This window comes from Modestobacter italicus (genome assembly GCF_000306785.1).
GTDB classification, from domain to species: Bacteria; Actinomycetota; Actinomycetes; order Mycobacteriales; family Geodermatophilaceae; genus Modestobacter; species Modestobacter italicus.
Window position 1 is genome coordinate 18736 of the sequence record NC_017955.1, and the last position, 13059, is coordinate 31794.

General features: G+C 74.1%; 11 protein-coding genes. 5 read left to right on the top strand and 6 right to left on the bottom strand.

All coding sequences use genetic code 11. The annotated features are described in order from the left end of the window. Positions 1-28: 28 nt before the first annotated feature. The 3 genes from MODMU_RS00135 (at position 29) to MODMU_RS00145 (ending at position 3541) form a co-directional block, all read left to right on the top strand. A complete protein-coding gene (locus MODMU_RS00135; protein WP_014738105.1) occupies positions 29-2005 on the top strand; it encodes a SpoIIE family protein phosphatase in 1977 nt (658 codons plus the stop codon). A 115-nt stretch (positions 2006-2120) separates the two neighbouring features. Continuing rightward, a complete protein-coding gene (locus MODMU_RS00140) occupies positions 2121-2657 on the top strand; it encodes a peptidylprolyl isomerase (RefSeq protein WP_014738106.1) in 537 nt (178 codons plus the stop codon). Between the two features lie 143 nt (positions 2658-2800). Then, positions 2801-3541: a rhomboid family intramembrane serine protease gene (locus MODMU_RS00145; RefSeq protein WP_014738107.1), complete on the top strand. Its 741-nt coding sequence runs from the start codon at positions 2801-2803 to the stop codon at positions 3539-3541. A gap of 9 nt (positions 3542-3550) precedes the next feature. Here MODMU_RS00145 and MODMU_RS29200 read toward each other — a convergent pair whose 3' ends face one another. Both MODMU_RS29200 and crgA read right to left on the bottom strand, forming a co-directional pair. Continuing rightward, the gene (locus MODMU_RS29200) at positions 3551-3952 is read right to left on the bottom strand and encodes a PH domain-containing protein (RefSeq protein WP_014738108.1); all 402 of its coding nucleotides are present in this window, start codon (positions 3950-3952) and stop codon (positions 3551-3553) included. A 595-nt stretch (positions 3953-4547) separates the two neighbouring features. Further along, positions 4548-4820, bottom strand: a complete 273-nt coding sequence (gene crgA, locus MODMU_RS00155; RefSeq protein ID WP_014738109.1) for a cell division protein CrgA — start codon at positions 4818-4820, stop codon at positions 4548-4550. A gap of 155 nt (positions 4821-4975) precedes the next feature. On the opposite strand from crgA, the gene MODMU_RS00160 reads away from it, so the two are divergent. Together MODMU_RS00160 and MODMU_RS00165 are read left to right on the top strand one after the other, a co-directional pair. Then, positions 4976-5755 (top strand): DUF881 domain-containing protein, encoded by a 780-nt coding sequence (locus MODMU_RS00160; RefSeq protein WP_014738110.1) that lies wholly within the window; start codon positions 4976-4978, stop codon positions 5753-5755. Between the two features lie 32 nt (positions 5756-5787). Further along, positions 5788-6453, top strand: coding sequence for an aminodeoxychorismate/anthranilate synthase component II (locus tag MODMU_RS00165; RefSeq protein ID WP_014738111.1), 666 nt, complete (start codon positions 5788-5790; stop codon positions 6451-6453). Between the two features lie 14 nt (positions 6454-6467). Here the strand turns inward: MODMU_RS00165 and pknB are convergent, their stop codons facing one another. The 4 genes from pknB to MODMU_RS00185 all read right to left on the bottom strand — a co-directional run bounded on the left by pknB (position 6468) and on the right by MODMU_RS00185 (position 13048). After that, positions 6468-8255: a Stk1 family PASTA domain-containing Ser/Thr kinase gene (gene pknB, locus MODMU_RS00170; RefSeq protein ID WP_041794787.1), complete on the bottom strand. Its 1788-nt coding sequence runs from the start codon at positions 8253-8255 to the stop codon at positions 6468-6470. Between the two features lie 136 nt (positions 8256-8391). After that, positions 8392-10143 (bottom strand): serine/threonine-protein kinase, encoded by a 1752-nt coding sequence (locus MODMU_RS00175; RefSeq protein ID WP_014738113.1) that lies wholly within the window; start codon positions 10141-10143, stop codon positions 8392-8394. Continuing rightward, positions 10143-11639 carry a peptidoglycan D,D-transpeptidase FtsI family protein gene (locus tag MODMU_RS00180; RefSeq protein WP_014738114.1) on the bottom strand — a complete coding sequence of 499 codons (1497 nt, stop codon included), beginning with the start codon at positions 11637-11639 and terminating at the stop codon, positions 10143-10145. The genes MODMU_RS00175 and MODMU_RS00180 overlap by 1 nt, the downstream gene beginning before the upstream one ends. Next, positions 11636-13048 carry an FtsW/RodA/SpoVE family cell cycle protein gene (locus MODMU_RS00185; protein WP_014738115.1) on the bottom strand — a complete coding sequence of 471 codons (1413 nt, stop codon included), beginning with the start codon at positions 13046-13048 and terminating at the stop codon, positions 11636-11638. The genes MODMU_RS00180 and MODMU_RS00185 overlap by 4 nt, the downstream gene beginning before the upstream one ends. Positions 13049-13059: the final 11 nt, after the last annotated feature.

Here is a 13059-nt window from a genome sequence, read left to right on the forward strand (position 1 = left end):
ACTGCGGTCCGGGTGGCGGGGAGGTCGGATGGAGCAGGACAGCACTCCGCCGTCCGACGGTGCGCCGCTCGGTGAACTGGTGACGATGCGTGCGGTGCTCGACGCCCTGCCGGTCTTCATGGTCGCGGTCGAGGGGCCGGAGCTGCGGGTCGTGGCCATGTCCGCGTCCGTCCGGGCGCTCGCCGAGCGGTCGGAGTGGCTGGGCACCCCCCTGGCGGAGGTCTACCCGGAGCTGGCCGTGCAGGGCGTCCTCGAGCTGTACGCCGAGGTCTACCGGACCGGTCAGCCGTTCTCCGCGCCGGAGTGGCGACTCGAGCTGGCCGGTCCCGGTGGGAGCGGGGTGGCCGAGCTCGTCGTGCACTGGACGTCGGTCCCGTGGCGGTGGCCCGACGGGTCGGTCCGCGGGGTCATCGGCGTCGCCCACGACGTCACCGAGCAGGTGCGGGCCCGGGAGCGGGCGGAGCAGGAGGCCGCCGAGAGCGGGCGGCGCTACGAGCGCGCCCGGGACGTGGTCAGCGAGCTGCAGCAGGCGCTGCTGCCGACCGCCGTGCCGGTGCTGCCGCGGTTCGACATCGCCGCCCGTTACCTCGTCGCCGGCGCTGAGCAGTCCGCCGGCGGTGACTGGTTCGACGTCCGGCCGCTCGCCGGTGGCCGCGTCGGCCTGGCGGTGGGTGACGTGGTCGGGCACGGGGTGGCCGCGGCCGCGGTGATGAGCCAGCTGCGCGCCGTGCTCGGCGACGCGCTGGAGACCACCTCCGGTCCCGCGGCCGCGGTCGACCGGCTGGAGCGGTTCGCCGAGTCGCTGCCCGGTGCCCGGTCGGCGACGGTGGTCGTGGCCGTCATCGACCCCGCGGCGGGGACGTTGGAGTACCTGACCCGGGGTCACCCGGCACCGGTGCTGGTCGACGCCTCGGGCACGGGCCGCCAGCTGCTCGGGAGCGGCGGTGGGCCGTTGGGCAGCGACGGCGGCTCGGTGCAGCGCACCCAGCTGGCGGACGGTGACGTCCTGGTGCTGTTCACCGACGGGCTCGTCGAACGGGCCGGCCGCTCCTACACCGCCGGGCTCGACGAGCTGACCCGGCTGGCCGAGGCCGCCAGCGTCGGTCAGCTGTGGCCGACCGGCACCTCGCCGTCGGCGGTCGAGCGGATCTGCACCGACGCGGTGGAGCTGCTCACCCGCGGCAGTCTCGCCGACGACGTCACGGTGCTCGCCGTGTCGTTGCAGCCGCCGGTGCCGCCGCTGCGGACCCACGTGCGCGCCTCCGCCGCCGAGCTGCCCCTCCTCCGTGCGCAGCTGCGCGGGTGGCTGGCCGCGCTGCCGCCGGACCCGGCTGACCAGCTGGCGCTCGAGCTGGCCGTGGGCGAGGCCGTGGACAACGCCGTCGAGCACGGCTTCCACCACGTGTCACCCGGCACGGTCCTGCTCGCCCTGCGCCTGGGCGAGGACGGCCGGGTGCACGTGCGCATCGACGACGACGGCATCTGGCGCCCGCCGGCCTCCCCGGGGAGCGACCGGGGACGGGGCCTGGCCCTGATCGGTTCCCTGGGCGAGGACCTGGTCGTCGACGGGCAGCCGACCGGGACCACGGTGACCTTCTCCCGCCGGCTGTCCCGGCCGGTCAGCACCACCCCGACCCGAGCCGTTCCCTCCGCTGCGCCGCCCGCGGACGACGGCAGGTTCGACACCCTGGTCGTCGGCGAGCCCCCGGTGCTGCGCGTCCGCGGTCCGGTCGACGGGCTGGCCGCCGAGCGGTTCCGTGCCGAGCTCGCCGGTCTGTCGCGCGGTGGCAGCGTCCCGCTCACGGTCGACCTGACCGAGGTCAGCCACCTCACCAGCACCGGCGTCGCCGCCCTGGCCGACCTGCTGCGTCCTGCCGACCGCGAGCACGTGCCCGTGCTGGTCGCCCCCACCGGCACCCCGGCCGCCTTCGTCCTCGACCTGGTCGGCCTGCCCCGCCAGGCGACCGGGCCCGTGCCGGGCGGCGAGCCCGGGGACCGCCCATGACCGGCGAGGTCCGCAGGAGCTCCTGGACCGCGCGGTCACGAGGACCTGACGCCGGTCGCGGCTCCGCACCGCACCCGGCGACGCCCCGCCGCGCAGCAGTGGGAGAGTGGTGCCCGTGACCGAACAGACTGCTCCCGCGCGGCGCGCCGTCCTGCACACCAACCGCGGCGACATCACCGTCGACCTGTTCCCCGACCACGCCCCGAAGACGGTCGCGAACTTCGCCGACCTCGCCGAGGGCGCCAAGGAGTGGACGCACCCGAAGACCCGGGCCAAGACCACCGACAAGCTCTACGACGGCACGGTGTTCCACCGGGTCATCGACGGCTTCATGATCCAGGGCGGCGACCCGCTCGGTCAGGGCACCGGCGGCCCCGGCTACCAGTTCGGCGACGAGTTCCACCCCGACCTGTCGTTCAACCGCCCCTACCTGCTCGCCATGGCCAACGCCGGCCCGGGCACCAACGGCTCGCAGTTCTTCATCACCGTCGGCCCCACGCCGCACCTGAACCGCAAGCACACGATCTTCGGTGAGGTGGCCGACGACGCCAGCCGCCAGGTCGTCGACGCGATCGCCACCACGCCCACCTCGCGCGGTGACCGGCCGGTCGAGGACGTCGTGATCAACTCCGTCGAGGTGCAGCGCTCCTGAGCGCCCCTGACGGCACGGACGGCACCGGGGGCGCCGGCGCGGGCAACCCGCCGCCGGCGCCTCCGGCGACGTGCTACCGCCACCCCGACCGGCCGACCGGGGTGCGCTGCGTCCGCTGCGGCCGGCCGATCTGCCCCGAGTGCATGAACCCGGCCGCCGTCGGCTTCCAGTGCCCGGACGACGTCCGGGCGGGCAACGCCGGGGTGCGCCAGCCCCGCCGCACCGGCGGGCTGCAGAGGGCCGGACGCCGCTGGGGCCCGGTCACGCTGACCCTCATCGGGATCAACGTCGCGATGTTCCTGCTCACCGCCGTCCTCACCGGGATCGGCGGGCAGGACCCGCTGCAGAACTACCGCAACGAGCTCTTCCAGGACCTGGCCCAGGTGCCGGTGTTCGTGCAGATCGGCGACTGGTGGCGGCCGTTCACCGCCGCGTTCCTGCACTACGGCGTGCTCCACCTCGGGCTCAACATGCTCTCCCTGCTGGTGTTCGGCTCCGAGCTGGAACGCCTGCTCGGCCGGGGCCGCTACCTGGTCGTCTACCTGGTCTCGATCGCCGGCGGGGCCGCGGCCATCCAGCTGCTGGGCACCCCCTTCGGCCAGGTCGCCGGTGCCTCCACGGCCATCTACGGGCTGATGGGCGCCTTCGGCGTCGTCCTGGTGCACCAGAAGCAGGACCTCCGCGGGCTGCTGGTGCTGCTGGGCATCAACCTGGTGATCAGCTTCCTGCCCGGTGTCTCGCTGATCGGGCACCTGGGTGGTCTGGTCGCCGGCGCCGCCGCCGCCGCGGTGCTGGTCTCCACCCGGCGCCGCCCCCCGCTGGCCATCGGCGGCATCGCCGCGCTCTCGGTCGTCCTGCTGGCGCTGGTCTACACGCACTTCTGACGAGCGGTCTCAGCCGGCGGCGCCGCCGGTCTGCAGCGCCTCGGCCACCGTCCCCGGGTCGGTGCCGAGCTCGCGCCGACCCAGCACCACCAGCACGGCGTCGTCCGTGCGGTCCTCCAGCTCGAGCGTGCGGGCCTGCAGACCCCAGCGGCGCTGCACGCGCACCCGGGCCCGCACGTGCGGCCAGGGGATCGTCGTGCGCCCGGCGAGCGCCCGCACCGTCACCCCGTCGGGGCCGGTCCGCACCCGCGGCCGGAGGACGGCGTCCCGGAGGGCCAGGCCGAGCAGCAGCAGCGCCGCCCCGCCGACCAGCACCCGGCCCACCGGGTCGACCACGAGGACGGCGAGGGCCAGCCCCAGGCCGGCGAGCGCGGTCGCGACGACCTCACCGGTCCGGGGTCCCCACTGCACGTCCCCAGCGTGCCAGGGGCCGCCCGGGACCGCTCTGTCCACAGCACCGTCCCCGCTGTCCCCCGCTGCGCCGTCCGGGCGAGCGGGGGACGCGCCGGGCCGGATGTCGACAACACGCCGGTGCCCACCGGCGACCAGGCCGTCACGCTGCTCGTTTGCGTTCGGAGCCGACGGGTAGTAAGAGGCTGGGACACGGTTCCGAAGAAGTTGGTTGTCCACGTTTACCCACAGGTGTGTACACAACTGGGGACGGACTTCCAGCGGTGTAGTTACCCCCGTGCCCTTTCCGTCCCAGCAGTCACATCGGCGGTATCTGCCCAGGTCAGCGGCTCGGTGACGGCGGTCCACACTCCACATGTCGTGGACAACCATGGGGACGGGCGAACGGCCTCCCTGTGGACGGGCTCGGCCGCTGTACACAGACGATCACCCGACAGCCCGCTGACCTGCGCGTTGTCCGCTTGTCGACATCCCGGAGCGGTCACTCCGTGCGCTCGTCCGGTGACCGAACGGCGGTGGACAACCCGGGGGACGACACAGGCCCCCGTCCCGGAGCGGGACGAGGGCCTGTGGACAGTGCGGTGGAGCGGGCCGATCAGCGCCAGCGCATCGACATGACCAGCCCGGCGACCATGGCGCCGAACCCGATGGCGAAGTTCCAGGCGCCCAGGGACACCATGAAGCCGATCCGGTCGCCGGCGACGTAGTACACGACGATCCACAGCAGGCCGATGAGCATCAGGGCCACCATGACGACCGCGTACCAGCGGGGGCTGGGCTCCGCGGCACGGGCACGGGCCGCGCGGGAGGGCAGCACACCCTCCGGCGGGGTGTACACCGACTTCTTGCGCACCTTCGACTTGGGCACCGAACGGACTCCCTCAGTGGGCCGGTGGCCTGTCGCCCCGGCGTGAACTCATCCCAGCCTAAGCTGCGCTGGCGAGCAGACCCCTCCGGTGCACGGGGCGCGTCACCCTCCGGGGCGGGCGCCCGCCGTGACCGGACACCGGCGAGGAGGTGAGCATGTCGCGGTCGGTCCGCTGGCGACGGCTCTCGCTGTGGACGGTGCTGGTGCCCGTCGTGGCCCTGGTCGCCGGCCTCCTCTTCGCCACCTCCAGCCGGACGGCGCTGGGCACCGATCTGCGGGCGGGGGAGAGCTCGCAGCTCCCCGGCCTCATCCAGCAGCGGGACGCCGCCGTCGCCCGGCAGCAGGAGGAGCTCGCCCGGCTGCAGCAGCAGGTGCAGGCCCTCACCGACCAGGCGGCCTCCCGCAACGGCGAGGTCGCCGCCGCGCAGGCCGAGGGCGCCCAGGGGACGACCTCCGCCGGCCTGACCGCGCTGCAGGGGCCCGGTCTGTCGGTCACGCTGGACGACGCGCCGCCCGAGCCCAACGGCGCCCAGCCCAGCGACGTCAGCCCGGACAACCTGGTCATCCACCAGTCCGACGTCCAGGGCGTGGTGAACGCCCTGTGGGCCGCCGGGGCGGACGGCGTGGCCATCATGGGGCAGCGGCTGATCGCGACCAGCGCGGTCATCTGCGTCGGCAACACCCTCCTGCTGCAGGGCCGCACCTACTCACCGCCCTTCGTCGTCACCGCCGTCGGGGACGCGGCCGCGATGCGGCAGCGGCTGGCGGCCTCCTACGAGGTGCAGCTGCTCAAGGCCGCCGTCGACCAGTGGGGTCTGACCTACCAGGTGGCCGACCAGCGCGAGGTCAGCCTGCCTGCCTACGAGGGCCCGCTGGACCTCCAGTACGCCGACGCGGCGCCTCCCGACGAGGGGACGGAGCAGGGGGGCGGGTGACGGCGGTGCGGGCGGCCGTGTACACCTGACGCGTGGCCACCCTCGACGCCCCGCGACCGGTGCTCGTCGTCGACAACTTCGACAGCTTCGTCTACAACCTCGTGCAGTACCTCGGCCAGCTGGGCGTGCCCAGCGTCGTCCGGCGCAACGACGCGGTGACGATCGCCGAGCTGGCCGACCTCGACGTCGCCGGCGTGCTGCTCTCCCCCGGGCCCGGGACCCCCACCGACGCCGGGGTGACCGTGCCGATGGTGCGCGCCGCCGCCGCGGCCGGGGTGCCGGTGCTGGGGGTCTGCCTGGGCCACCAGGCCATCGCAGAGGCCTTCGGTGGCGTCGTGGGCCGCGCGCCCGAGCTGCTGCACGGGAAGACCAGCCAGGTCGTGCACGACGGCGTGGGCGTCCTCGCCGGGCTGGCGTCCCCGTTCACCGCCACCCGGTACCACTCGCTGGCCGTGGAGGCCGACAGCGTGCCCGCCGAGCTGGAGGTCACCGGGCGGACCCCGTCGGGCATCGTCATGGCGCTGCGGCACCGGGAGCTGCCCATCGAGGGCGTCCAGTTCCACCCCGAGTCGGTGCTGACCGAGGGCGGCCACCAGCTGCTCGCCAACTGGCTGACCAGCTGCGGCCTGGCACCCGATCCGGCCCGGCTGGCGGCCGCCGAGGCCGCCGCCCACCGGCTCACCGTCGCCACCGTCTAGCGGCCCGGGCCGCCTCAGCCGGTGGGGCTGGGGAGCGCCGTCGTGGTCGGCGGGGTGGTCGGTGCCGTCGTCGGGGCGGTGGTGGTGGCGGGGGTCGTCGGCGTGGTCGGCGCCTCGCTCGGGATCGGGACGGCGATCAGCAGCGTGACCACGTCGCCCTGGCCGACCGCGGACCGCGGGCCCGGGTCGCTGTCCACCACGTTGCCGGCGGCCACGGCGTCGCTCTCGGCGTTCGTCGTCTCGATGTTGCCGTTGTCGATGCCGGCCGCCACCAGCTGCTCGCGGGCCGCGGACTCGGTCAGCCCGCGCACGTCGGGGAGCTCGATCGAGCCGGTGGAGACGCTCAGCGTGATCCGGGTGTCCGGCGCGGCCTGCGAGCCCGCTGCCGGGTCGACGGAGATGACCTGGCCCTCGGGTGCCAGCGAGCGCTCCTGCTGGGTGCTGATGCTGCCGGTGAACCCGGCGTTCTCGAGCGCGTCGACCGCGGCGTCCTGGGCCTGACCGACCACGTTCGGCACGGCGATGGTGTTGGGCCCGCCGCCGATGACCAGGCGCACCGGTGCCTGCGGGTCGGCCTTCTCGCCGGAGGCCGGGTCGGAGCTGAGCACGGTGTCCTTCTGCGCCTCGGTGCTCGCCTCCCGGCTGATCGTGCCGACGGTGAGCCCGGCCGCGGTGATCGCCGCCGTCGCCTCGTCCTGGGTCCGGCCGATCAGGTCCGGCACGGTCACCTGGGTGACGGCCGGCGGCGCGTCGTCGCCGTTGCCGCTGGTCAGCGCCAGCGCGATGGCGACCGCCCCGCCGATGAGCACCAGGGCGCCGACCACCAGGGCGATGACCCGGTTCCGCCGGCGCTTCCGCGCGTCCTCGTCGTCCCAGCCGTCGTCGTAGCCCAGGCCGCCCGCGGCCGCCCCGATGATCGTGGTCTTCTCGGCGTCGCTCATCACCGGCGTCGCCTCGACCCGCTGACCGGCGACCGCGCGCAGCAGGTCCGCGCGCATGTCAGCGGCCGACTGGTAGCGGTTGGCCGGGTTCTTGCTCATCGCCTTGAGCAGGATGGCGTCGAGCTCCGGGGGGATCGCCGGGTTGATCGACGACGGCGTCTTCGGGTCCTCGCGCACGTGCTGGTACGCGACGGCGACCGGCGAGTCACCGGTGAACGGCGGGGTGCCGGTGACGAGTTCGTAGAGCAGGCAGCCGGCCGAGTAGACGTCCGAGCGGGCGTCCACGCCCTCGCCGCGGGCCTGCTCGGGGGAGAGGTACTGCGCGGTGCCGATGACGGCCGCGGTGGAGGTCATCGTCGCGGCCGAGTCGGAGACCGCCCGGGCGATGCCGAAGTCCATCACCTTGACGGTGCCCTGCGGGGTGATCATGACGTTCCCGGGCTTCACGTCCCGGTGCACGATGCCGTTGCGGTGGCTGAAGTCCAGGGCCGCGCAGATGTCCGCGGTCAGCGACATGGCCCGGTCGGGGGAGAGCGGGCCCTCCCGGCGCAGGACGTCGCGCAGCGTCTCGCCCTCGACGTACTCCATGACGATGTACGGCGTCGCCCCCGCGGGCCCGCGGTCCTCACCGGTGTCGTACACCGCGACGATCGCCGGGTGGTTCAGCGAGGCCGCGGCCTGCGCCTCGCGACGGAACCGCACCTGGGACGACGGGTCGCGGGCGAGGTCCTGCCGGAGCACCTTGACCGCCACCTCGCGGCCGAGCCGGAGGTCCCGCCCCCGGTGCACCTCCGCCATCCCGCCACGGCCGAGCACCCCGCCGATCTCATAGCGCTCACCGAGCACTGAGGGCGTGGTCATCGGGGGTCCTCTCGGGCGAGCGGGTGCGCGGCGCGCGGCTCCGGTCCGGGCAGGACGGGGGTCGCCACGCCGTCGGGGAGCCTAATCGCTGGCCCTGCCCCGACCGGCGCGACGCGAGTGCCGCGGTACCGGTGTGTCACTCGGTGTCCACGAGGTCGATCTGAGCGGTTTCGTCCTCCACGGCGGGGACGTCGGTGGTCGCCTCGGTGGGCTGCGTGGACGGGGCGGTCGTGGTCGGGGCAGGCGCCGACGTGGTGGCCGGCGGCGACGTGGCCGCGGTGGTCGTCGGCGGAGGGACGACCACCGAGGAGCTCGCGGTCGACCGGGTGCTCGAGACCGAGGCGCTGCTGCGGGAGCCGCTCGCGCCACCACCGCCGTTGCCGGTGGCGGTCGGGGCGGCGCTGGTCGGGGCGCCGGAGGTCGGCGCGGGAGCCGTCGTCTCGGTGACCTCGGCCTCCTCGGGGGTGTACGCCTCGCCGGTGACGTAGAGGGTCACCAGCGAGCCCGGCTCGAACGGCCCCTGGGCCGGGTCGGCCGTGGCGACCGTGCCCTCGTCGAGGTCCTGGGTCACCGCCTGCAGCTGCTCCTCGGTGGCGTCGGCCTGGCGCACCTCCAGCCCGAGCCCCTCGAGCTCCTCCTGCACGTCGTCGGCGTCCTCCCCGACGTAGGAGGCGACGTCGAAGTCGATCCCGCCGCTGGCGTTGGTGCTGGCCGCCGGGCGGCTGGTCGCGCTCGTGCCGGTGGCGGCCGCGCTGCCGCCGCCGTTCCCGCTCCCGCCGCCGGACAGCGCCACGGCCACCCCGACGCCGACGAGCAGCAGCAGGGTCAGCGCGGCCGCCGCCCAGATCAGCCGCGTGCGCCGCCGCCGGGCGGGGTCGTCGACGTCCTCGTCGTCCCACGCCCGGTCGTCGTCGACCGGGGTGCCGTGCAACGGCGGCATCGTGCGCGGTGCGGTCGACGGCGCCCCGCCGGAGGTGAGCGCGCCGGCCGGGATCATCGCGGTGGCGGTGTCGTCGCCGCCCAGCACGGTGGTCATCGCCGTCGGCGGGGGCACGGTGCCACCGGCGGCCACCTGCCGGACGGCGAGGGCGAACGCGCCTCCGTCGGGGAACCGGCCGGCCGGGTCCTTCGTCAGCGCCCGCTCGATGAGCGCCTTCACCGGCCGGGGGACGTCGGCGGGCATCGGCGGCGGTGGCCGGTTGATCTGCGCCAGCGCGATGGCCACCTGGGACTCGCCGTCGAAGGGCCGGACGCCGGCGACGCACTCGTAGCCGAGGACGCCGAGGGAGTAGACGTCGGAGGCGGCGGTGACCACGTGCCCCTGCGCCTGCTCCGGGGAGAGGTACTGGGCGGTGCCCACGACCATGCCGGTGCGGGTCAGCGGTGCGGCGTCCCGGGCGTAGGCGATGCCGAAGTCGGTCAGCTTCACCACGCCGTCCGGGCGGACCAGCAGGTTCCCGGGCTTGATGTCGCGGTGCACCATGCCGGCGGCGTGCGCGGCCGACAGCCCGTCGCCGGCCTGGCCGAGGACGTCGAGGGTCTGCTCGGCGGTCAGCCGGCCGCGCTCGGCCAGGATGGTGACCAGCGGCTTGCCCTCGACGAACTCCATGACCAGGTAGGCCAGCCGCTGGCCGTCCTCGGTGGTCTCGCCGTAGTCGTAGACCGAGGCGATGTTCGGGTGCGACAGCGCCGCGGTGTGCCGGGCCTCGTTGCGGAAGCGGATGAGGAAGCTGGAGTCGCCGGTGTACTCGCTGCGCAGCACCTTGACCGCGATCGTGCGGCCCAGGGTGCGGTCGCGCGCCTTCCACACCTCGCCCATGCCGCCGGTGGCGATGGGTGCGGTGATCTCGTACCGGCCGGCCAGCAGGCTGCCCACGCGGACGGCCATCAGCCCCCGGCTCCCTGGGCGTCCAGGTAGGCCTGGATGACGGACTTGGCGATCGGTGCCGAGACGTCGCCGCCGGTGCCGGTGCCCTCGGTGCCGCTCTGCCCGCCGTTCTTGATGAACACCGCGACCGCGATCTGCGGGTCGTCGGCCGGGGCGAAGCCGGTGAACCAGGTGTGCGGTGCGGCGTCGTCACCGGAGGTGCCGACCTCCGCCGTCCCGGTCTTGCCGGCGACCTGGACGCCGTCGATGCGGGCCTTGCGGCCGGTGCCGTCGGTGACGACGCTGGTCATCATCTGGGTGAGCTCGCCGGCCACCTCGGCGGAGACCGGCTGGCCCATCTCCTCCGGGTCGGTCTGGTCGACCACCGACAGGTCCGGGGCCTGGATCGACTTCACCAGGTAGGGCTTCATCAGCGTGCCGTCGTTCGCGATCGCGGCGGAGAGCATCGCGGCCTGCAGCGGGGTGAGCTGCACGTCCCGCTGGCCGATCGAGCTCTGCGCCAGCGCGGCGTCGTCCTCGATGTCGCCCAGCGTGCTGCCGCTGACCGGCAGCGGGACGTCGAAGCCCTCGTCGTCGATGCCGAAGGCCTCGGCCATGTCGCGCAGCCGGTCCTCGCCCAGCTTCACGCCCAGCTCGGCGAAGGCGGTGTTGCAGGAGATGGTGAGCGCGTCGATGAGCGACTGGTCGGCGCCGCCGTTGCAGCTCTCGCCGTTGTAGTTCTCCAGCTCGTTGGTGCTGCCGGGCAGGGTGTAGAGGTCCGGTGCAGGCACGGTGGTCTCCAGGGTGTAGTCGCCGGAGGCCAGCGCGGCCGCGGAGACGACCAGCTTGAAGATCGAGCCGGGCGAGTACCGCTCGTCGATGGCCTGGTTGGTCAGCGGGTCGGCCGCGCCGGATCCGGGGTCGGGCTGGATCTCGTCGGCGTAGGCCCGCATGTCTGCCGGGTCGTGGCTGGAGAGCCGGTTCGGGTCGTAGGTCGGCGTGCTCGCCATGCCCAGGATCGCGCCGGTGGACGGGTCGAGCGCGACGACGGCGCCGGTGACGCCCTGCAGGCCGTCCATCGCCGCCTGCTGCACCGCGGGGTCCAGGGTCAGCTCCACGTTGCCGCCCGAGGGGTCCCGGCCGGTGAGGATGTCGCCGAGCCGGCGCAGCGCGAGCCGGCCGTCGGTGCCGGCCAGCACGTCGTTCTCGGCCCGCTCGAGCCCGGTGTTGCCGAAGACGACCGAGTAGTAGCCGGTGACCGCCGCGTACAGCGGGCCCTGCGGGTACTGCCGCAGGTAGTCCAGCGCCTCACCGGTCGACACCGAGGAGGCGATCTCGTTGCCGGCGACGACGATGGCGCCGCGCTCCCGGTCGTACTCCTCGGTGAGCACCCGGGTGTTGCGCGGGTTCTCCCGCAGCGACTGGGCGCGCACCACCTGGATGATGTTGACGTTGACGATCAGCAGGGTGAACAGCACCAGCACGCTGATGGCGACCTTGCGCAGCGGGGCGTTCACGGGCGCACGACCTCGGTGGGTGCGTCGGTCAGCCGGGGCGGGGTGGCCGGCGGGGGCGCGACCGGCCGGCGGGCGGCGTCGCTGATCCGGACCAGCAGGGCGACCAGACCGAAGTTGGCGACCAGCGACGAGCCTCCGTAGGCGAGGAACGGGGTGGTGAGGCCGGTCAGCGGGAGCAGCCCGGTGACCCCACCGAGGACGACGAACACCTGCCAGGCGACGGCGAAGGACAGGCCCGCCGCGAGCAGCTTGCCGAAGCCGTCGCGGACCACCAGCGAGGTGCGCAGGCCGCGCTCGACCAGCACCAGGTAGAGCACGATCACCGCGACCAGGCCGAAGAGCCCGAGCTCCTCGCCGATCGCCGAGGCGATGAAGTCGCTCTTGGCCACCGGCACCTGGTCGGGGCGCCCGCCGCCCAGGCCGGCGCCGAACAGCCCGCCGGTGCCGAGGCTGAACAGCGACTGGACGATCTGGTAGCCGCCGGTGTCGACGTAGGCGAACGGGTCCAGCCAGGTGTCCACCCGCACCCGCACGTGCCCGAACACCTGGTAGGCCACGAACGCGCCACCGGAGAACAGGACGACGCCGATGACCAGCCAGCTGGCGCGCTCGGTGGCGACGTAGAGCATCACCACGAAGATGCCGAACAGCAGCAGCGAGCTGCCCAGGTCGCGCTCGAAGACCAGCACCAGGATCGAGGCCACCCAGGCCAGCAGCACCGGACCCAGGTCGCGGCCGCGGGGCAGCTCCAGGCCGGCGACCTTGCGGCTGGCCAGCGCCAGCACGTCCCGCTTGTCGACCAGGTAGGCGGCGAAGAAGACGACCAGGCAGATCTTGGCGAACTCACCGGGCTGGATGGAGAAGCCGGCCACCCGGATCCACAGCTTGGCGCCGTTGATCTCCGAGTTGGGCAGCACCGCGGGGATGGCCAGCAGCACCAGGCCGACCAGCGCCAGGGTGTAGGCGAACCGGGCCAGCACGCGGTGGTCGCGGACCACCACGACGACGGCGACGAAGAGCACCAGCCCGACGGTGGCCCACAGCAGCTGGACCGGGGCGTCCTCGCCGGAGCTGTTGCCGCCGAGCTGGTCCCCGGCGATGTCCAGCCGGTGGATCATCCCGAGCCCCAGGCCCATCAGCACCGCCACGCAGGGCAGCAGCAGCGGGTCGGCGTAGGGCGCGAACCTGCGGACGACGAGGTGGGCGACCACCCACAGCGCGGTGAACCAGGTGCCGAAGGTGGCCAGCTCCGGGCTGAGCGAGTCGGTGACGGTCAGGTCGACGATGCACTGCGCGGCCAGCGTGATGACCACGGCGAACGCCAGCAGCACGAGCTCGGTCCCCCGCCGCGTCGGCGTCGGGTCGGTGCCGGCCGCGGTGGCCCGCGGATCGGTCCCCGGACCGGTCACGAGGGGCCGCC

Excerpts from the sequence above, each read along its gene's own strand:
- MODMU_RS00135 (WP_014738105.1), top strand. The coding sequence starts at position 29 with ATGGAGCAGGACAGCACTCCGCCGTCCGACGGTGCGCCGCTCGGTGAA.
- MODMU_RS00145 (WP_014738107.1), top strand. The coding sequence starts at position 2,801 with ATGAACCCGGCCGCCGTCGGCTTCCAGTGCCCGGACGACGTCCGGGCG.
- MODMU_RS00160 (WP_014738110.1), top strand. The coding sequence starts at position 4,976 with ATGTCGCGGTCGGTCCGCTGGCGACGGCTCTCGCTGTGGACGGTGCTG.
- pknB (WP_041794787.1), bottom strand. The coding sequence starts at position 8,255 with ATGACCACGCCCTCAGTGCTCGGTGAGCGCTATGAGATCGGCGGGGTG.
- MODMU_RS00175 (WP_014738113.1), bottom strand. The coding sequence starts at position 10,143 with ATGGCCGTCCGCGTGGGCAGCCTGCTGGCCGGCCGGTACGAGATCACC.